Origin of the sequence: Agilicoccus flavus, from assembly GCF_014857905.1 — a bacterium.
Classification (GTDB): Bacteria; Actinomycetota; Actinomycetes; order Actinomycetales; family Dermatophilaceae; genus Agilicoccus; species Agilicoccus flavus.
On record NZ_JACYXE010000018.1, the window covers coordinates 1 to 17,054 of the forward strand.

The window sequence follows — 17,054 nt, forward strand, 5'->3', positions numbered from 1 at the left end:
CATCACGACCCGGAGAACCGCAGCCCGGCAGCGCCAGCCGGCCCAACGTCGTACCCGCGCACCGTCATCGACTCACCCCACGCAGCGATGCCGTCGTCGGCACCGTCATGAAAGACCGGGGCTAACGTCTGTGGTCGTCCTTCGTGCGGATCGCGGACCGAGTATCCACGGGGCTCGGTTGTGTAGGAGGGCGAGTGCGGGTACCTTATGAAAGGAAACCATTTCGTATCGAAAGGACGGGGCATCGTCATGACAGAGGGCTCAGGTGGACTCGGAGGATCGTCAGGTCGCCCTGTCAATGCTGAACTGACGCCGGCGATCATGGAGGCGGTGCTGTCTCTGCTCGCGGACGAGGGCTACGCCCGGCTGACCACCGCTGCGGTCGCGAAGCGGGCCGGGGTGTCCACAGCGACGCTGTACCGCCGATGGCCCTCCAAGCGGGAGCTCCTGCTGGCCGCGGCTGGTCAGATCGGCGAGGCCGAGGCGGACGACGTCGACACCGGCACAGTGGAGGGAGACCTGCGCGCGCTGCTGGCCCATAAGCGTGCTGTGCTCTCCGGCAGGATCGGCGCGACACTCGTCGCGCTCGTCGGCGAGTCGGCGCATGACCGAGAACTCGCCGCGATCGTGCGCACCAGCATCCTCGAACCGACGCGGGAGCACCTGGAGGCGATCTTCGACCGTGCTGCCGCACGGGGCGAGGCCGTGGGAGCCGATGCCGCATCCGCGGCGCACCTGGTCGTGGGGACGGTCTTGGCCCGCGTCGCTTTCGCGGAAGGCGCAGGACACGACGACCTTCTGCCGGGCAGCGACGTGACACTCCTGATCCAGGCCATCGCCGGTGACACCGCCCAACCGGGTCCCGGCGGAAGGGCCCGGAGGCGATGACGATGGAGCAGACCGTGGTGATGACCGGAGCGAGCCGCGGGATCGGCCGCACGGCGGCGCGCCGCCTGCTCGCCGGTCGCCCGCAGGCGCATCTGGTGCTGCTGAGCCGTACCGTCCCGCAGGCACTGGTCGACGAGTTGCGAGCAGCCGGCGGGTCGGTGACTGTCATCCGCGCCGACCTGTCCTCTCTGCGCAGCGTGAGCGAGGCGGCTGACGAGGTGGTGGAGCTGGTGCATCCCGGCCGCCTGCCACCGATCGGAGCGCTGGTCTGCAATGCCGGGGTGCAGCTGACGAACGCACTGACCGAGACCGAGGACGGCTTCGAGGCGACCTTCGCGGTCAACGTCCTGGCCAACCACGTCCTGCTGCGGAGGCTCCAGGGGCACCTGCCTCCCAGCGCGCGGGTCGTCGTGACGGTCAGCGACACGCACTTCGGCGACCTGAGGCACAACCTCGGCATGGTGCCGGGCCCGCAGTGGCACCCGGTCGAGACCCTGGCCCGGGCCGCAGCGTTCCCCGACCCGAGCGGCAGCACAGCGGGGCGGGCCGCCTACTCGACCAGCAAGCTCGCCGCCATCTACCTCGTCCACGAATACGCGCGCCGACTCCCGACCGGCTTGACGATCACCTCGTTCAACCCGGGCTTCGTGCCCGGCACCGACCTCGCACGCGATGCCGATGCCATCTCCCGGTTCGCCATGCGACGGGTCATGCCCCTGCTGACGCTCACTCCGCTGGCGACCTCCCCCAGCCTGGCAGGGCGGTTCCTGGCCGACGCGGTACTCGGCACCGTCTCGGCCCCGACCGGCGCGTACATCGACCGCGACCGAGTGGCTGCATCATCGCCGGCGTCCTATGACCGGCAGCGCGAGCGTGAAGCCTGGGAGGCGGTCGAAGCGCTCACAGCCCGGTTCCTCCCCTCCGCCGCTGACCCGAATCCAGGAAGGGAGAACCGATGAGAACGATCGTCATCACCGGAGCCAGTGACGGCATCGGCGCGGCAGCCAGCCGACAGCTCGCGGAGACCGGCGCACGGCTGATCATCGTAGGGCGTTCGCCGGAGAAGACCAGCTCGGTCGCCGCCGCCACCGGTGCCGAGCACTATGTCGCCGACTTCGCCAGGCTCGACGACGTACGCCGCCTCGCCGGCGAGCTGAATGAGGTCTGCGAGCGGATCGACGTGCTGGCAAACAACGCGGGCGGCATGTTCTCCGGACCGACAGTCACCCAGGACGGCTTCGAGAAGACCTTCCAGGTCAATCACCTCGCCCCTTACCTCCTCACGCACCTGCTGATCGACAAGTTGATCGGCAGCCGCTCGGCCGTGGTCAACACTTCCAGCATCGGCGCGAGACTGTTCGGCCACATCGACCTCGAGGACCTGAACAACTGGGCGGGGTTCTCACCGAACAAGGCCTATGGCGACGCCAAGCTCGCAAACATCCTGTTCACCAAGGAGCTGCACGAGCGCTTCCACGGCCGGGGCCTCTCCTCAGTCGCATTCCATCCTGGCAATGTCGCGACGAACTTCGCCTCGGACACAGACAGCTACTTCCAACGCGTCTACCACGGCGCGCTCAGGGCGTTCCTGATCTCCCCAGAGCAGGGAGGAGCACGCCTGCGGCACTTCATCGAGGGTCAACCGGGCCGGGCATGGACATCGGGGGAGTACTACGGTGCACCGGGCCGGATCGGCCGCACGAACAGGCAGGCCTACGCCGCCGGTATCGCGGTTGAGCACTGGCGGCGAAGCGCGGCCATGCTCAGCATCGACTGGTGAAGAGCATGCGCCCACAACCCCTCGGCTGCATGTGAGCGGTCTCAGTGACCTTGATCCCTGATCGGAACCAGATGGCTGTACGTACCGGAACGCGGTGGAGTTCCGCTTCAACGTTTAATCGAGTTCCGGTTCAACCTCTCGATCGCATGGCCTCAAACACTCTGTCGGCTGTGAAATGATGCTGGTGGGCGTGTGCGTCTGCCAGCAGATTCATCGGGGTGGGATGCGTGAGGGAAAGGCTGAATTGTGAGTTGGAAGGGGCCGACTGCACTTTTTGCGGCGTGGGTAATCCACGACCTCGAAGAGGCGTTCGCGTTTCCTGCATCCTGCGATCGTCTCGTGGATCGCACTGGTATAGAACAACTCAGAATCACGCCGCAGCAATCGTGGATCGCCGTGGGTCTGATGGGAATTCTGGTGGCGGTGGCGTGTGGCCGCGGCGTGCGCTCTACCGGTAAGTCGGCGATCTATCGGGCAGTCGTTGCCGGGCTGGAAGCCCACGTCGTGACTCACCTCGGCGCTTCAGTCGCGCAGCGTGGTTACACCGCCGGAGTTGTGACGGCTTTGCCGATCATGCTTCCCGGGGCACTCATGGCACGTCGAGAACTCCAGCGGGACGGGTGCGAGCTGCGGTTTCGTGACACGGTCAACGGCGTCGCATTGCTCCTGCCCGCCGCCCTGGTATGCCAGGTGGTCGCACGACTGATCCGTCGGGTGTCCGCGGCCAAGAACTGACCGGAAAAGCAAGAAACGGCATGTCGTGTGAGGTTGGTATGTGCGGCGACGTGGTGGAGTTCCGCTTCAACGTGTGACGTGATTGACGCGAGGCGTCATGCGCGTGTCGCGCTCGACGGGCGATCAGATCGTTCGGTTACCGACGAGACCGACGTGTCTGGTTGCGCTGGCCCGATGGCGTCATCACCGAGGACGACCACTGAGGTGCACATGACCGAGAAGCTCTATCCGCCTGTTCATCCCGGCGAGATCCTCCAGGAGGACTTCCTGGGCGGCTTCGGCATCGCGCAGCACAAGCTGGCCGTGGCCGTCGGGGTGCCGCCGCGCCGGATCAACGAGCTCGTGCACGGTAAGCGCCGGGTCACGGCCGACACCGCCCTGCGCCTGGGTCGCTACTTCGGGATGGACCCGCAGTTCTGGATCAACCTGCAGGCGCGCCATGACCTGGAGGTCGAGATGGACGCGCTCGGGGACTCCCTCGACATTATCCAGCCGCTGCAGAATGAATGAATCGAGTCCCTACGTGACGCGTCGTCGACCCGGAGCATCCTCCGGATCGACGAGGCGTGCCGGCTCGATCGTCAGATCAAAGATCGGGAGCTGAATGTCCTGGAGCATGTGGGGTACGTCGCGCCGCACGTCTTCCCGTGTCTGGCCGGACGCGCCGATCGCGGGCTTCGGTGAAACCGAACCCCCCGCCCGTCGTCGGGTAGAGCTCCCTGATCCCCCCCACCCGATCTCGTCCGTGGTGTTGTCGTGCGAGCGGCTGGCGACGTATCACCACGTTCCGGAATGTTTTCACCCACCGGTCTTTCGTGTCGGAACGGGAGCCGACGGCGCCGCCGGTCTCGCGACAACCGGCGCCAGAGCATAAATCGGGCGCAACCGGCCTGCCCATCCCGGCGCTCAGGGGCGCAGGGCTTGAAGCTACCTATAAATGGAAGATATTGTCCGTTCCTGTGAAGACCCGTGCTCCGCAGCTGACGCCGTTCGTGCGCTCCGACGCGGTCGGGGCGATCCTCGCGGAGACGCTCGGGCACCCCGACCGCGAGGCGTCGCTGGCCGAGCTCGGCCGACGGACCGGCGCGAGCGGTCCGGTGGTGCATCGCGAGGTGGGCCGGCTCGTCGACAACGGGGTTCTTCGTGACCGGCAGGAGGGACGCAACCGCCTCGTCCGCGCCAACGAGGAGCACCCGCTGTTCGCCCTCATGCGGGATCTGATCGCTGCGACCTACGGCCCGGTGCCGGTGCTTCGTGAGCTCTTCGAGGACGTCGACGGCGTCGATCGGCTTCTGATCTATGGGTCGTGGGCCGCCCGTCGGGCCGGCGAGGCCGGGCTGTCCCCGAACGACATCGACGTCCTGGTCGTGGGCGATACCCCCCGGCGGACGCTGACCAAGATCGCGTCCGAGGCCGGGGACCGGATCGACATGCCGGTGAACATCACGAGGCTGTCGACGCAGGAGTGGGACGCCGTGGACGCGTCTCCTTTCGTGTCCACGCTCCGATCGCGCCCCACTGTCGATGTGAGGTCGGGCGTGCTCGATGCCTGAGGTGATCGAGCACATGGTGGCGAACCGCAGGCTCGAGCGCGTCGCGGTGAACCGAGACCACGCGGTCGGCATGATCCGGATGGCCGAGCAGCATCTCGGCACGGCGAAGGTGCTCGCGAACACCGAGGATCACGCCATGGCCTTCACCGCCGCGTACGACGGTGAGAGAAAGGCGCTCACGGCCGTCCTTGCGATCGAAGGGCTGCGCGTTCGCCCGGTCGGTGGAGCGCATCGCAACACGGGGGTGGCGGCGGCGTCGTTCGTCGCCGACGAGTCGCTCGCAGAGTTCGATTGGATGCGCCAAGTCCGCAACGCGACCGAGTATCCGGACGCTGAGCGCCCGACCGCGACGGCCCGGGACGTCACCGAGGCGATCGAGGCGGCTTCCGAGATCGTCTCTGCCTGTGCGAGCCATGTCCTGGGACCTGCCTGAGGGATCGCCTGCGATGTCTTGTTGTTCCAGGCGTTCTCGCCCGGAGCGCGACGACAGGCCGTTGACGGACGGCGCGGCGCTCCTCGATCGGGGCGGCCCCGTCATGGGGGCCGAGTGTGGCGCCTCGTCGGTCTGGATCGGTTGCGGGGTCGACGAGGCGTGCCTGCGGGAGGACGACGTCCCCGATCACCTGCTGCGCTGCGACGCGGCAGCCGGGCCGACACTGCTCGACCGATGCCACCCGCGACGGACGTGAGCATCCAGATCGCGGCCGGTATGGGGATGTCGGGGCCGCAGTCGGCGGGAGGCGTGTCGCCGACCGGCTAGCGTGCCTACGGTCAGCACCGGCGAAGGGAGCCGTCGATGAAGTACTCCGTCCTCGGCCCGACCGGGATGCGCGTGTCGCGGATCTGCCTGGGCACCGCCACCTTCGGGGTGGCCCCGAGCGCGCGGGACGCCGACGGCGTCGTCGGGGCCGCGCTCGATCTCGGAATCACCTTCTTCGACACCGCCGACGTCTACGGTTCGACGCCGAGCTTCGACCGGCCCGGCGCGCCGCCGGCGTCGGAGCGTGAGTCGGCCGAGGAGATCGTCGGGCGGGCGCTGTCCGGTCGCCGCGACGAGGTGGTGTTGGCGACGAAGTCGGGGGAGCGGCGCTTCGACCCGGACGCCGGACTGTCGCGCCGGCACGTGATCCGGCAGGTGGAGCAGAGCCTGCGTCGCCTGCGCACCGACCACGTCGACGTCTACTACGGCCACTTCCCGGATCCGGACACGCCGCTGGAGCAGACGCTCTCGGTCTATGACGACCTCATCCGCCAGGGCAAGATCCGCTACGCGGCGCTGTCCAACCATCCGGCGTGGCAGGTGACGCAGGCACTGTGGATCGCCGACGACCGCCGCCTGGTGTCCGGCCCCGTCGCGACGCAGGTCAAGTACAGCCTCGTGGACCGCAGCGCGGAGCAGGAGCTCGCACCCGCCTGCACCCGGTTCGGCGTGTCGATCGTCCCCTACGCCCCGCTGCACGGCGGCCTGCTGGCCGACCTGTCGGTCCTGGATCGGAACATCGCCGGTGACCAGCGCTACGGCGGGCCGGGGTTCACCGAACGCGAGATCGAGGTGGCCCGTGAGTTGGACCGCCTCGCCCGCGACTGGGGCCTCGGCCTGCAGCAGGTCTCGCTGGCGTGGCTGCTCTCCCGCCCCGCGGTGGCCTCGGTCATCGTCGGCGCCGAGAACGTGGCGGAGGTGCGCGCCAACGCGTCGGCCGCCGACGTCGAGCTCACCCCGGAGCAACTGGGCGCCGTGTCCGCGCTCACCGCGCCGGCCGGCCCGGCCTGAGGAATCGACGACATCATCGCGTGCGCGGGGGAGACTGGGCCCATGGTGACCGTGGCCCAGATCAACGTCATCGTGGCCGACCTCGAGGCGAGCCGCTCCTTCTACGAGCGCCTGGGGTTGGAGTTTCGGTCCCGGAATCGCCATGGGGAGGGTCCGGCCGAGGCGTGGGTGTCGGCGAACCCCGGCGTCACGGTCGTGCTCCACTCGACGTCGTTCGCGTCCTGGTGGGACGAGACCGCGCCTCGGCCCCGGGCCGGCGGACCGCAGATCGACCTCGAGCTCGACTCCGTGGAGGACCTGGAGCACGTGCTGGCCGAGCTGGCCACCCTCGGCGCGACGACGGTCAAGCCGCCCACCGACATGGCCTGGGGGCAGCGGTTCGCGATCGTCCTCGACCCCGACGGGCACCGCATCGGGCTCAAGGCGCCTCTGACCAGGTAAACGTCGTCGTGGGAGGCGCCGTACCGCACAGCACCGCGTCATGACCGGTTGCGGTCCGTGGTGCATCAGCGGGGTGGGCGGCCAGGCGCTCGCGGGCTACGACGCCAGCCCGATCGCGAGGCTCATCCCCGCGAACAGCACCAGTTGGTAGGCGCCGTTGATCGTCGTGAGTCGGACCGGCTTCTGCTCGAAGGCGTTGTGCTGCACGAGCGTCGTCAGGGAGAGCCCGAGCCACGCGGCGCACCCGACGGCCAGGTGGAGCCCGAGCGAGTCACGGCCGAGGACGCTCGATGCGAGGGAACACGCGCCGGCGAGCGCCACGGCCGTGGCGGCGATCGCCACGAGCAGCACCGCGAGCGGTCGTCTGCCCGCCCTCGCCGAGTCCTCCGGGGTGACCCCGGTCAGCCCGCGCCAGACGCCGCGCCCGACGACGCCCCAGTCGCTGTACCAGACCCACGCGATCGCCAGCCCGGTCGCCGTGGCCGCCACCACGGCCGGTGCGCTGATGCCCAACTCCATGCGGATCACCTCTGCTCGGTCGTCCTGCCAGTTGATAAGATCAACTATGGTGGATAACGTCAAGCGATCGACCGGATATCGCTCCTACGGGCAGTTCTGCGCCCTCGCCCGCGCGCTGGACGTGGTCGGCGAGCGCTGGAATCTCCTCATCGTGCGCGAGCTGCTGCCCGGGCCGCTGCGCTATACGGAGCTCAAGTCCTCCCTCGCCGGGGTCGCGACCAACCTCCTGGCGGAGCGGCTGCGGACGCTCGAGGCGAACGGGATCGTCGAGCGGCGCCTCCAGGACTCCGGCGTCGCCTACGCACTCACGGCCTGGGGCGCCCAGCTGCGCGAGCCGATGGAGGCGCTCGGCCGGTGGGGTGCGCCGCTGTTGGCGACCGGTCGCGGCGACGACGCGTTCCGGCCGCGCTGGTTGACCCTCGCCCTCCCGGCGTTGCTGCACGGCGTCACCGCGACGCCGGCGGTCGAGCTGGGGATCGAGACGGACGGCCTGCTCATGGTCCTGCGCGTGGACTCCGACGGGCCCAGCGTGTCCGTCCCGGCCGGCGGCCGGCCGCAGAGCGTGCTCACGGCTGCGCCGGACGTCGTCGTGGGGCTGGCGGCGGGTGGGCTGACGATCGACGAGGCGCTCACCAGGGCAAAACTGGAGGGAGACGGGCGCGTCCTTCGCGCGGTGTTCCCCGCCGCCGCGCGCGACCGGCCGATCTGAGCGCCTGCCGCCCAGCCCATCGGGCTGTCCCGATACGGTCACTCGTCGGTGAAGCGCTTCCGGTAGGAACGTCGGGTCGTCCGTCCGTGATCGTCCTGCCTGAGCCGAGGTGGCCCTCTGTGACCTCGACGGCGAGGTAGTCCATCCGCTGTCGCGATCTCGGAGAGCCAGTCTTCCTTCGGTCCGAGGCGAAGCAGATCAGCGAACGTGTAGCGCCGATATCCGGAGGCGTCGCGCTCCCGCTCGGGGACTGCTCCACGCTCAGGCGGCGGGGCCGCGTCCGGTCGGGGTGTGCGGCGGGTCCTGCGCGAGGGCGGCGTCGACGAAGCGGCGGGTCAGGGCCCCGGCCCGGTGGGGGAGCCAGGCCAGGTGCAACGGCACCGGGGGAGCGTCGGTGAGGGACACGAAGACGACTCCGGCGTGAGCGTGCGTCGCGGTGGCGGACCGGGGCGTCGTGCCCACGCCCCGGTCCGCGGCGACGAGGGTGAGCCACTCGTCGTAGGTGTCGCACTCGACGACGCGCCGAGGGCGATGGTCGACGGGCCACAGGTCGGGTCGGGTGTTGCCGCTCGCGATGTTGACGACGACGGGGAAGTCGGCGAGCTCGGTCCAGGCGATCCGGTCGCGCTCGGCGAGCGGCGAGCGGCGGCTGACCGCTGCCACCCGGGGTTCGTCGAACAGCGTCACGGTCGTGACGTCGCTGCCCTCGAGGCGGTGGCGGGTGACGGCGACGTCGATCTCGCCGCGGCGCAGGGCGCTCGCCAGGTCGTCGCGGCGCAGGAGCCGGGCGGTGGCGCCGGTGGTCTCCTCGAACGCCGCGACGGCGCCACCCGCCCACGGATCCGGCAGGGCCCAGGCGAACCCGATGCGCAGGTCGCGCTCGCCGCGCGCCTCCGCCGTCGCCACGTCGAGGTCGCGCAACAGGACCTCGATCCGGGGCAGGAACGCGCGCCCGGCCTCCGTGAGCTCGACCGAGCGGGTCGTGCGGTCGAGGAGCCGGACCTCGAGGATGCGCTCGAGCTGCTGGATCGTACGAGTCAGGGCGGGTTGGGTGACGAGCAGCTGTCGACCGGCCGCCGTGAACGACCGGGTGCCCGCGACGGCGGCGAACGCCCGCAGGTGCCGCAACTCCACGTCCATGACCGCCGAGCATAGATCGGGCGCCGGTGTCGCACTCCACATCCATGCCCGTCGGGCATAGATCGGGCGTGAGCGGCACTTCCCGTCCCGCGCGAGGCTGCCTACCGTGAGACTCGGCGGCGGGCCGCCGGCCCCTCGCGCGCGCACGCCCCGTCGTCCCGGCCCCGCCCGCCCGAGAAGGAAGTGCCCGACATGACTGCTCCGCTGCTGGACTCCCGGCTGCCGCTCGTGGCCGCACCGATGGCGGGAGGCCCGTCGACGGTCGCCCTGGCCCGCGCGGTCGCCTCCGCGGGCGCGTTCCCGTTCCTCGCGGGCGGGTACAAGACGCCCGACGCGCTGGCCGCGGAGATCGAGGAGGTCCGAGCCCTCGGCGTCGCCTTCGGCGTCAACCTGTTCGTGCCGTCCGACGACCCGGTGGACGAGGCCGCGTTCGCGGCGTACGCCGAGGAGTTGCGGGAGGAGGCCGAGGCCTACGGGCTCGAGGTCGACCCCGCGCACGTCGTCGACGACGATCGATGGGCCGAGAAGCTCGCGCTGCTCGTCGAGCACCCGGTGCCGGTGGTGTCGCTGACCTTCGGGCTGCCCGACCCGACCGACATCGCCGCCCTGCGCAGCGCCGGGAGCACGGTGCTCGCCGTCGTGACCACGGCGCAGGAGGCGCGGCTCGCCCGCGACGCCGGGGTGGACGGGCTCGTCGTGCAGGGCCCGGACGCCGGCGGGCACAGCGCGACGTTCGACCCCACGCGCACCCCCGAACCCGTCGACACGGCGTCCCTCGTCCGGGAGATCCGCGCGGCCGTCGACCTGCCCGTCGTCGCCACGGGCGGGGTCGACGGCCCCGACGCGGTGCGTCGGCTGCTCGACGCGGGCGCACAGGCCGTCGCGGTCGGGACGCTCCTGCTGCGCACCGACGAGGCCGGCACCTCGCCCGCCCACCGGCGGGCCCTGGGAGACCCGGCGTTCTCCGAGACCGTCCTGACCCGCGCCTTCACCGGCCGGCCGGCCCGCGCGCTGCGCAACGGGTTCGTCGACCGCCACCACGAGACGGGACTGAACGCCTACCCGGCCGTGCACCACCTGACCCGGGCGCTGCGGCAGGCGGCCGGCGCGGCCGACGACACCGACCGCCTCCACCTGTGGGCCGGCACCGGATGGCGCCGCGCCGCGACCGGGCCCGCCGCCGACGTCATCGCCCACCTCGCCGAAAGGCTCTGAGGCGGATCCGCCGTCGGATCCGACCCGGTGCTCGGGTCACGACCCTCGCCGACCCCTCCGGGAGAACCGTCAGCGGCCCCCCGGCAGCACCCTCAGAGCTGGAAGGAGTCCCGGTGCAGCAACCACCGCTCGGCCTGCTCGACGCACGGGGTGAACCCGATCCCGGGGCCGTCCGGGAGCGTGAACCGGCCCCGGTCCACGCGGGGGAGCGCGGTGATGAGCGCCTCGCGGAGGGGGTTGTCCATCACGTCGTGCTCGAGCATCCCCGGTCCGCCGACGGCGGCGAGCACCTGCGCGGACGCGACGAGTCCGACGGCGCTGCCGAGCCAGTGCGGGCAGTACGAGAGTCCCTGCGCCACCGCCTCGCGCGCCACCGTGGCGCACCCGGTCACGCCGCCCCACTTGAGCAGGTCCGGTTGGACCACCTGGTGGCTGCCGCGGGCGATGAGGTCGCGGAACGCGTCGAATCCCGCGAGGTTCTCGCCGCCCGCCAACGGGGCGTCCGACAGCTCGGCCAGCTCGGCCCAGTCCTGCGGCGGGCTGTCGGCGGCGAGGGGTTCCTCGATCCAGCCGACACCGCGGTCCGACAGCGCCGCCGCGGCCTCGCGCGCCTGGGGGAGGTCCCACCCCTGGTTGGCGTCGACCATGAGCCGTTCCCCGTCGCGCAGCCCGGCCGTGACGGCGTCCACGGCCGCGAGGTCCTGGGCCGGCCCGAACGCGACCTTCACCTTGAACGCGGTGAATCCCGCCTCCCGGGCGCGGTCGACGGTCGCCACCGCCGTGTCGGGATTCAGCCCGCTCGCGTACGCCGGCACCGCATCCGTGGTGCAGCCCGGATCCAGCAGGGCTCTCAGCGGCAGGCCGCGGCGCCGGGCGGCGAGGTCCCACAGCGCGAGGTCGAGGCCGGCGAGGCAGGCCGCGATCGGCCCGGTCTCCCCGGTCTGCAGCACCCAGCGGTGGGTGCGGCGGGTCAGGGTCGCCCACACCTCGTCGGGGCGGTCGCACGGCAGGCCCAGGGCGGTCGGCGCGACGACGCTCTCGATGAGCCGCCGCTTGTTGTCGGCGGAGTAGGGCGGGAAGTGGCACCAGACCTCACCCCACCCCTGCGCGCCGTCCGAGTCCTCGACGCGCAGGAGCAGCACGGAGCGCCACGGGATGGACCCGAACGACGTCTTCACCGGCTCGTCCACGTCGGCGCGCAGGAGGAAGGTCTCGATCCGGGCGAGGTGGGCCGTCATGGACGCGGCACCCTTCTGTCTGGCCGACGCTGTTCGGCCGGGCGGGGTCGGGAAGCGTTCGACGCCCGTGTCGGCCCGGTCTGCCCCGGACCTCGGCGTCGCCCCCAGTGTCGCCCCCACGCCGCGACGACGGCTCCCGTGCCGTCGACCCTTTTCCGAGAAGATCGATGATCCGATGACTCCGACCCCGATGGTCCGCCCCACAGCACGGCCCGAGATCGTGCCCGAGGAGACGCCGATGCTGCCCTCTCACTTCGACGACGACACGTGGCTCGTCGAGCTCCCGGGGCTGCGCTGGGACGAGGCGGACGCGCGGCGGGCCCGGCACCGCACGCCCGACCTGGGCCTGGACGTCCTGACCGCGGTCGACGAGGACGAGACGTGGATCTACGCCACCGCGCCGCCCCCGACGTGGAAGGAGATCGGCGGCGCGGCGGGGCTGCTCACGAGGCGCCTCGACATCGACCGTGACGCGCTGCCCGGCTTCCGGCACCGCCGGCTCCAGGTCCTGCTGACCGTGGGCGACCTCGACGACGGCGCGCGGCAGAGCTGGCACTACACCTCCCAGACCGACATCCCGGCGGCGGTCGAGGACGAGTTCAACCGGTGGTTCGACGAGGAACACCTGCCCCAGCTCGCCGCGGTCGAGGGCACGGTGAGCGCCGCGCGCTACCGGACGGACGGGGCGCCCCGCTACCTCGCCGCCTACGACCTCACGGAACGGGAGGTCCAGGGCGGCCCCGCCTGGCGTGCCGCGATCACGACCCCGTGGCGCGATCGGATCCACCACGAGTTCGTCGCTCCTCGCCGACTCATGCTCAGCAGGCTGCCGTAGGTGCCCCGCCCGAGCGGGGCGTGACCGGGAGGGGACGGCTCACGCGGTGGCGAGGCTGCTGATGTCGCGGTCGACCGACGCGCGCTCGACCTCGATCCGATCGATGAGTCCCTCGGCCCGCTCGATCGACCCGAGCAGGGCCAGGATGGCACCCTTCTCCGTGACCGGCACGTTCCCGGAGTCGATGACCCGCCACCGGATCTCTTCGAACTCGGACCGGCTCAGGTGGCCGGGTGGGAGCCGGCGCTGCGCCGTCTCGGGGAACAGGAGGCGGTCCATGGCGTGATCGACGCGGGTCAGCGCCTCCTCGATGAGCTCCCGGCCGGGGGCGCTGAAGTTCTCGCGCTTCACCCGGCGCGCGATCTGGTGCAGCGTCTCGGTGAGCGAACCGGTGAAGTCGACCTCCTCGATGATGCTGGCGACGAGGTCCATCTGTTCACGGGACAGGTCTTCGTGGAAGAGGTGCGCGGAATAGGTGCGGATCTTCCGGGAGAGGCTGTCCGCCGCCTGGAAGTGCTCCTCAGGTTCCTTGGGGGCGTGAGGCTTGTCGCGGGCCATGTCGAGGAAGACGGCGCCCGCGCGCAGCACGCGCATCGTCTCGGCCTGCATGGCGGGAACGGCCCTCGAGAAGTCGTCGAGCACCTGCCGGTCGAGGAACTTCGGCTGTGAGTAGTCCTCCGCGTCCTCGTCGTCGGTGCGGCCGACCTTGGAGAGCACCCGCTCGAAGGTGTCGACGAACGGGAAGAGGATCAGGACGTTGAACACGTTGAAGAAGATCGAGAACAGACACACCGCGACCGGGACGAGCGGGTACGTCTCCTTTCCGTCGACGACCACGGGTGTCCCGGGGTCGCCGCCGAAGAACCCCATGACCCAGGTGAGCACCTGGATCGCGGGGAAGAAGAGGGCCAGGACGACGCACACGCCGATGAGGTTGAACGTGATGTGTGCGTAGGCCGTGCGCTTGGCGTTCTTGCTGAGGTTGAGCGAGGCGATCCAGGAGGTGATCGTCGTGCCGAGGTCGGCCCCGATGGCGAACGCGATCGCGGTCTGCCACTCGAGGACACCGGACGCGCCGAGGCCCATGACGATGCCGATCGTGGCCGACGACGAGTGGATCATCGCGGTGACGAGGGCGGCGATCAGCGCGCACGACACGACGCCGATGAAGGTGGACGAGTCGAGCCCCGACAGGATCGACATGACCTCCGGCATGCTGCGCAGCGGCTTGAGGCCACCGGTCATGAGGTTGAGGCCGTAGAAGATGAGGGCGAAACCCATGCACAAGAGCGCGATATTGCGGACCTTGTCCGACGTCGCGAAGCAGTAGAAGACGGCGAAGATGCCCCCGAACAGGAGCCCGAGCGGACCCAGTGGCAAGGCGATCAGGCCGTTGCCCAGAGTCGTCCCGATGTTGGCTCCCATGACGACGGCGATCGCCGAGCGAAGGGTGAGCACCCCGGCGTTGACGAGACCGACCGTCATGACGGTCATGGCCGTCGACGACTGGATGATCCCGGTGATGAGGGTGCCGGCGAGAATGCCCTTGACGGGGCTGCCGGCCATCTTGGCCAGCCATTCCCGCATCTTGTTCACGGAGAGGGCCTGAATGCCGTTGTCCATGAACTCGAGACCGAGCAGGAAGATGCCCAGGCCCCCGATGACGGGGACGAGGATGTCCTTGAAGATGTCGACGTCCATGGGATGGATGCCTTTCGGGCCGGTCGAACGCGGGGAGGGGGAGGGGTGGCGGCTGACCGAGCGGTCAGCCGTTACCGTGGAGGGCCGAGGCCCGGTAGGAGCGGACGGCCTCGGCCGCGTCCTCGGACAGGGGGACGTACCCGAGGTCGCGAGCCGCCGCGTCCGAGGAGTCGATGACGAAGTCGAGGTAGCGCAGCACCGCCCTCGTCTCGCGACGGCCCGGCTCGACGAGAGCGAAGACGGCCGCTGCGAGCGGGTAGGCGCCCGTCGTGGTGGGGGCGGCCAGGCCGGCGGCGTAGTCGTCCTTGCCGGAGAAATCGGTCCCCGCCACGGCCGCCCCGATCGACCCTTCGTCGGGCGCGACGAACTCGCCCCGGCCGTTCTCCAGTCGGGCGACCTGCACTCCGGCCCGCGTCGCCTGGCCGTGCTCGACGTAGCCGATCGCGCCGGGGTCGTCCCGGACGGCGGCGACCACGCCGGCCGAGCGCTCGACGCCCCGGCCGGTCGGCCACGCCACCTCGGTGCCCGCTCCCGGGCTCTTCGCCCAGGCGGGGCTCCCCTCCGCGAGGTAGCGGGTCACCGCGAGGGTCGACCCGGATCCGTCCGTACGGTGCACGGCCGTGATGGGCCGGGGCGGCAACGGTGTGCCGGGGTTGAGCGCGGCCAGTGCCGGGTCGTCCCACCGGGTGATGCGGCCGAGGTAGACGTCGGCGACGGTGGTCGCGTCCAGGCGCAGAGGGCGCCCGCCGAGGTCGAGTCCGTGGACGACGGCCACGGCTCCGATCGCGAGCGGGAACTGGACGACTCGCTGTCCCGCGAGGGCCGCGCGCGTGAGGGGGTAGTCCGCGACGGCGAAGTCGACGTCGGGGTCCGACAGCCGCATGATGCCGCCGAGCGAGCCGACGGCCTCGTAGTCCACCCCGGAACCGGAGCCGTCCATGATCCAGTCGCCGCCGGTGGCGCCCGGCCGCTGGGGGTCGTCGGCGGACCGCGAGTTGCGGTAGTCGACGGCCGAGCGCTCGATGAGCGGCTGCGCGAGCGTGGAGCCGCTGCCGACGACCTCGGTGCGTCGGCCGGCGGCGGTCAACAGGAGGACAACGACGGCGAGGACCACGAGCACGAACAGCGGCATGAGGACGCGTCGCCTGCGCGCCTCCTCGGTCCGCAGGACCGGAACGCCGTTGTCGGGGGAACCCAGCACGATGCCTCCTGTGAGCCCGCCCGAGCGATCCGTCCGGACACGGGGTCGGTACGGGAAAGCTAGTGACGTCCGGTGGATGCGGCGTGACGGTGATGGGTCCCGGTCGTGAACGGCGGCAGGCGTATTCGCCTCGCGGGTGCGGTGCGACGGAGGCTCGCCGGGGATGATGCCCGCGGGCCGGCGGTGCGGGTCGGCGCACCTCCCCGGTTCGTCCACGTCGGGCCGCACGAGGAAGGTCTCGATCCGGGCGAGGCGGGGCCGACGTCGTCGCTGACCCTTCGGAGCCGCCGACCGCCTCGGGCCGGCGGGAGTGACGGCTACCGTGATCGGATGGCGATCACCGCGATCCACACCCTCGTGTACTCCGACGACGCCCCGGCGACGAGGGCGTTCTTCCGCGACGTGCTGCGCTGGCCGTACGTCAGTGAAGGGGAGCACGGTGACGAGGGTGTCGGCGGGGCCGGGACGGGATCCGCGGACACCGCGCAGTGGCTCATCTTCGGCACGGGACCCAGTGAGCTCGGCGTGCACCCGACCTCCGGCGAGCACGAGGGCGGGGGGCCTACAGCTCGCCGCGGCACCACCAGATCGCCGTCATGTGCGACGACCTCGACGCGACGACCGCCGAGCTGGCGGCGCGCGGGGCCGAGTTCGCGGGCCCGGCCCAGGACATGGGCTTCGGGCGCGGCGCCCTCCTGCGCGTGCCCGGCGCGGACGACATGCTCCTGTACGAGCCGCGCCACGCCGTCGCCCACGGACTGACGTCCGCGGGCTGACGCGGGAGGTGCCCCGCGGCCCCGGCGCCGCGGACCGGGCTCGCCCCGGCGTCGGTCGGGTCGCCGTGGGTTTCAGCGCCGAGGTTCCGGACGGGGCGGGGGTCGCTCCTGCGTGAGGGCGGCGCGGAGCCCGGCGGCCGTCGGATTGCGAAGCACGGCGTCTCCGACGATGGCCGTCGGAGTCAACTCGTCCCCGTCGTTGAGGTCACGGACCGCCCGGTTCGCGTCCGGGTCGGTCCACACGTTGACCCACGTGACCTGGGGGTGGCGGCCCACGGCCCGCAGGAGCCGTTCGCAGTAGCCGCAGGTCGGTTTCCACAGCACCACCGCGTGCCCGGGCGCCACCAGGGGACGCGCCTGCGCCCACGGCGTGTGAGGACCCGTGCGGCAGATCAGGTACAGCATCAGCGCGACCCCTCCGAGGAGGACCAGCGCTGCTCCCACCCCCAGCCACACGTTCGTCCGCCCGAGGACGACACCGGCGACGCCGGCCCCCACGACGCCCGAGACGGCGGTGACCGAGGCGTTCCTGCGGCGTTCGGACCCCATCGG

General features: G+C 71.0%; 19 protein-coding genes. 13 read left to right on the plus strand and 6 right to left on the minus strand.

Annotation, left to right across the window (positions count from 1 at the left end):
• Window positions 1–330 precede the first annotated feature (330 nt).
• From ICW24_RS18155 to ICW24_RS18195, 9 genes are all read left to right on the plus strand, one after another.
• Entirely contained in the window at window positions 331–888 is a 558-nt protein-coding gene (locus tag ICW24_RS18155; protein WP_198479776.1) for a TetR/AcrR family transcriptional regulator, read from the plus strand.
• 2 nt (window positions 889–890) lie between these two features.
• Window positions 891–1,847, plus strand: a complete 957-nt coding sequence (locus ICW24_RS18160; RefSeq protein WP_226347140.1) for an SDR family NAD(P)-dependent oxidoreductase — start codon at window positions 891–893, stop codon at window positions 1,845–1,847.
• A complete protein-coding gene (locus ICW24_RS18165; RefSeq protein ID WP_226347141.1) occupies window positions 1,844–2,668 on the plus strand; it encodes an SDR family NAD(P)-dependent oxidoreductase in 825 nt (274 codons plus the stop codon). The genes ICW24_RS18160 and ICW24_RS18165 overlap by 4 nt, the downstream gene beginning before the upstream one ends.
• Window positions 2,669–2,914: 246 nt before the next feature.
• Window positions 2,915–3,403, plus strand: coding sequence for an HXXEE domain-containing protein (locus ICW24_RS18170; protein ID WP_226347142.1), 489 nt, complete (start codon window positions 2,915–2,917; stop codon window positions 3,401–3,403).
• A 210-nt stretch (window positions 3,404–3,613) separates the two neighbouring features.
• The gene (locus ICW24_RS18175) at window positions 3,614–3,913 is read left to right on the plus strand and encodes a HigA family addiction module antitoxin (protein WP_226347143.1); all 300 of its coding nucleotides are present in this window, start codon (window positions 3,614–3,616) and stop codon (window positions 3,911–3,913) included.
• A 305-nt stretch (window positions 3,914–4,218) separates the two neighbouring features.
• Window positions 4,219–4,956 (plus strand): hypothetical protein, encoded by a 738-nt coding sequence (locus tag ICW24_RS18180; RefSeq protein ID WP_226347144.1) that lies wholly within the window; start codon window positions 4,219–4,221, stop codon window positions 4,954–4,956.
• Window positions 4,949–5,389: a HEPN domain-containing protein gene (locus ICW24_RS18185; RefSeq protein ID WP_226347145.1), complete on the plus strand. Its 441-nt coding sequence runs from the start codon at window positions 4,949–4,951 to the stop codon at window positions 5,387–5,389. Before ICW24_RS18180 ends, ICW24_RS18185 begins: the two co-directional genes overlap by 8 nt.
• Window positions 5,390–5,752: 363 nt before the next feature.
• Window positions 5,753–6,727 carry an aldo/keto reductase gene (locus ICW24_RS18190; protein WP_226347146.1) on the plus strand — a complete coding sequence of 325 codons (975 nt, stop codon included), beginning with the start codon at window positions 5,753–5,755 and terminating at the stop codon, window positions 6,725–6,727.
• A 42-nt stretch (window positions 6,728–6,769) separates the two neighbouring features.
• The gene (locus tag ICW24_RS18195; protein WP_226347147.1) at window positions 6,770–7,168 is read left to right on the plus strand and encodes a VOC family protein; all 399 of its coding nucleotides are present in this window, start codon (window positions 6,770–6,772) and stop codon (window positions 7,166–7,168) included.
• 96 nt (window positions 7,169–7,264) lie between these two features.
• Here the strand turns inward: ICW24_RS18195 and ICW24_RS18200 are convergent, their stop codons facing one another.
• Window positions 7,265–7,687 carry a DUF1761 domain-containing protein gene (locus ICW24_RS18200; RefSeq protein WP_226347148.1) on the minus strand — a complete coding sequence of 141 codons (423 nt, stop codon included), beginning with the start codon at window positions 7,685–7,687 and terminating at the stop codon, window positions 7,265–7,267.
• A 46-nt stretch (window positions 7,688–7,733) separates the two neighbouring features.
• On the opposite strand from ICW24_RS18200, the gene ICW24_RS18205 reads away from it, so the two are divergent.
• Window positions 7,734–8,396 carry a winged helix-turn-helix transcriptional regulator gene (locus tag ICW24_RS18205; protein WP_226347149.1) on the plus strand — a complete coding sequence of 221 codons (663 nt, stop codon included), beginning with the start codon at window positions 7,734–7,736 and terminating at the stop codon, window positions 8,394–8,396.
• A 261-nt stretch (window positions 8,397–8,657) separates the two neighbouring features.
• On the opposite strand, the gene ICW24_RS18210 is transcribed toward ICW24_RS18205, so the two are convergent.
• Window positions 8,658–9,536 (minus strand): LysR family transcriptional regulator, encoded by an 879-nt coding sequence (locus tag ICW24_RS18210; RefSeq protein WP_226347150.1) that lies wholly within the window; start codon window positions 9,534–9,536, stop codon window positions 8,658–8,660.
• Window positions 9,537–9,728: 192 nt separating this feature from the next.
• Between ICW24_RS18210 and ICW24_RS18215 the strand changes: the two genes are divergently transcribed.
• The gene (locus ICW24_RS18215) at window positions 9,729–10,751 is read left to right on the plus strand and encodes an NAD(P)H-dependent flavin oxidoreductase (RefSeq protein WP_226347151.1); all 1,023 of its coding nucleotides are present in this window, start codon (window positions 9,729–9,731) and stop codon (window positions 10,749–10,751) included.
• Window positions 10,752–10,843: 92 nt separating this feature from the next.
• On the opposite strand, the gene ICW24_RS18220 is transcribed toward ICW24_RS18215, so the two are convergent.
• Complete coding sequence (locus ICW24_RS18220; RefSeq protein ID WP_226347152.1) at window positions 10,844–11,989, minus strand: mandelate racemase/muconate lactonizing enzyme family protein; 1,146 nt, start codon at window positions 11,987–11,989, stop codon at window positions 10,844–10,846.
• Window positions 11,990–12,164: 175 nt separating this feature from the next.
• Here ICW24_RS18220 and ICW24_RS18225 point away from each other — a divergent pair, with 175 nt between their 5' ends.
• The gene (locus ICW24_RS18225; RefSeq protein WP_226347153.1) at window positions 12,165–12,824 is read left to right on the plus strand and encodes a DUF4286 family protein; all 660 of its coding nucleotides are present in this window, start codon (window positions 12,165–12,167) and stop codon (window positions 12,822–12,824) included.
• 39 nt (window positions 12,825–12,863) lie between these two features.
• Here the strand turns inward: ICW24_RS18225 and ICW24_RS18230 are convergent, their stop codons facing one another.
• Both ICW24_RS18230 and pstS read right to left on the minus strand, forming a co-directional pair.
• Window positions 12,864–14,525, minus strand: coding sequence for a Na/Pi cotransporter family protein (locus tag ICW24_RS18230; RefSeq protein ID WP_226347154.1), 1,662 nt, complete (start codon window positions 14,523–14,525; stop codon window positions 12,864–12,866).
• A 64-nt stretch (window positions 14,526–14,589) separates the two neighbouring features.
• Window positions 14,590–15,726, minus strand: a complete 1,137-nt coding sequence (gene pstS, locus ICW24_RS18235; RefSeq protein WP_226347155.1) for a phosphate ABC transporter substrate-binding protein PstS — start codon at window positions 15,724–15,726, stop codon at window positions 14,590–14,592.
• A gap of 596 nt (window positions 15,727–16,322) precedes the next feature.
• On the opposite strand from pstS, the gene ICW24_RS18240 reads away from it, so the two are divergent.
• Complete coding sequence (locus ICW24_RS18240; RefSeq protein WP_226347156.1) at window positions 16,323–16,502, plus strand: VOC family protein; 180 nt, start codon at window positions 16,323–16,325, stop codon at window positions 16,500–16,502.
• Window positions 16,503–16,574: 72 nt separating this feature from the next.
• On the opposite strand, the gene ICW24_RS18245 is transcribed toward ICW24_RS18240, so the two are convergent.
• Window positions 16,575–17,051 (minus strand): glutaredoxin family protein, encoded by a 477-nt coding sequence (locus tag ICW24_RS18245; RefSeq protein ID WP_226347157.1) that lies wholly within the window; start codon window positions 17,049–17,051, stop codon window positions 16,575–16,577.
• Between the last annotated feature and the right edge of the window lie 3 nt (window positions 17,052–17,054).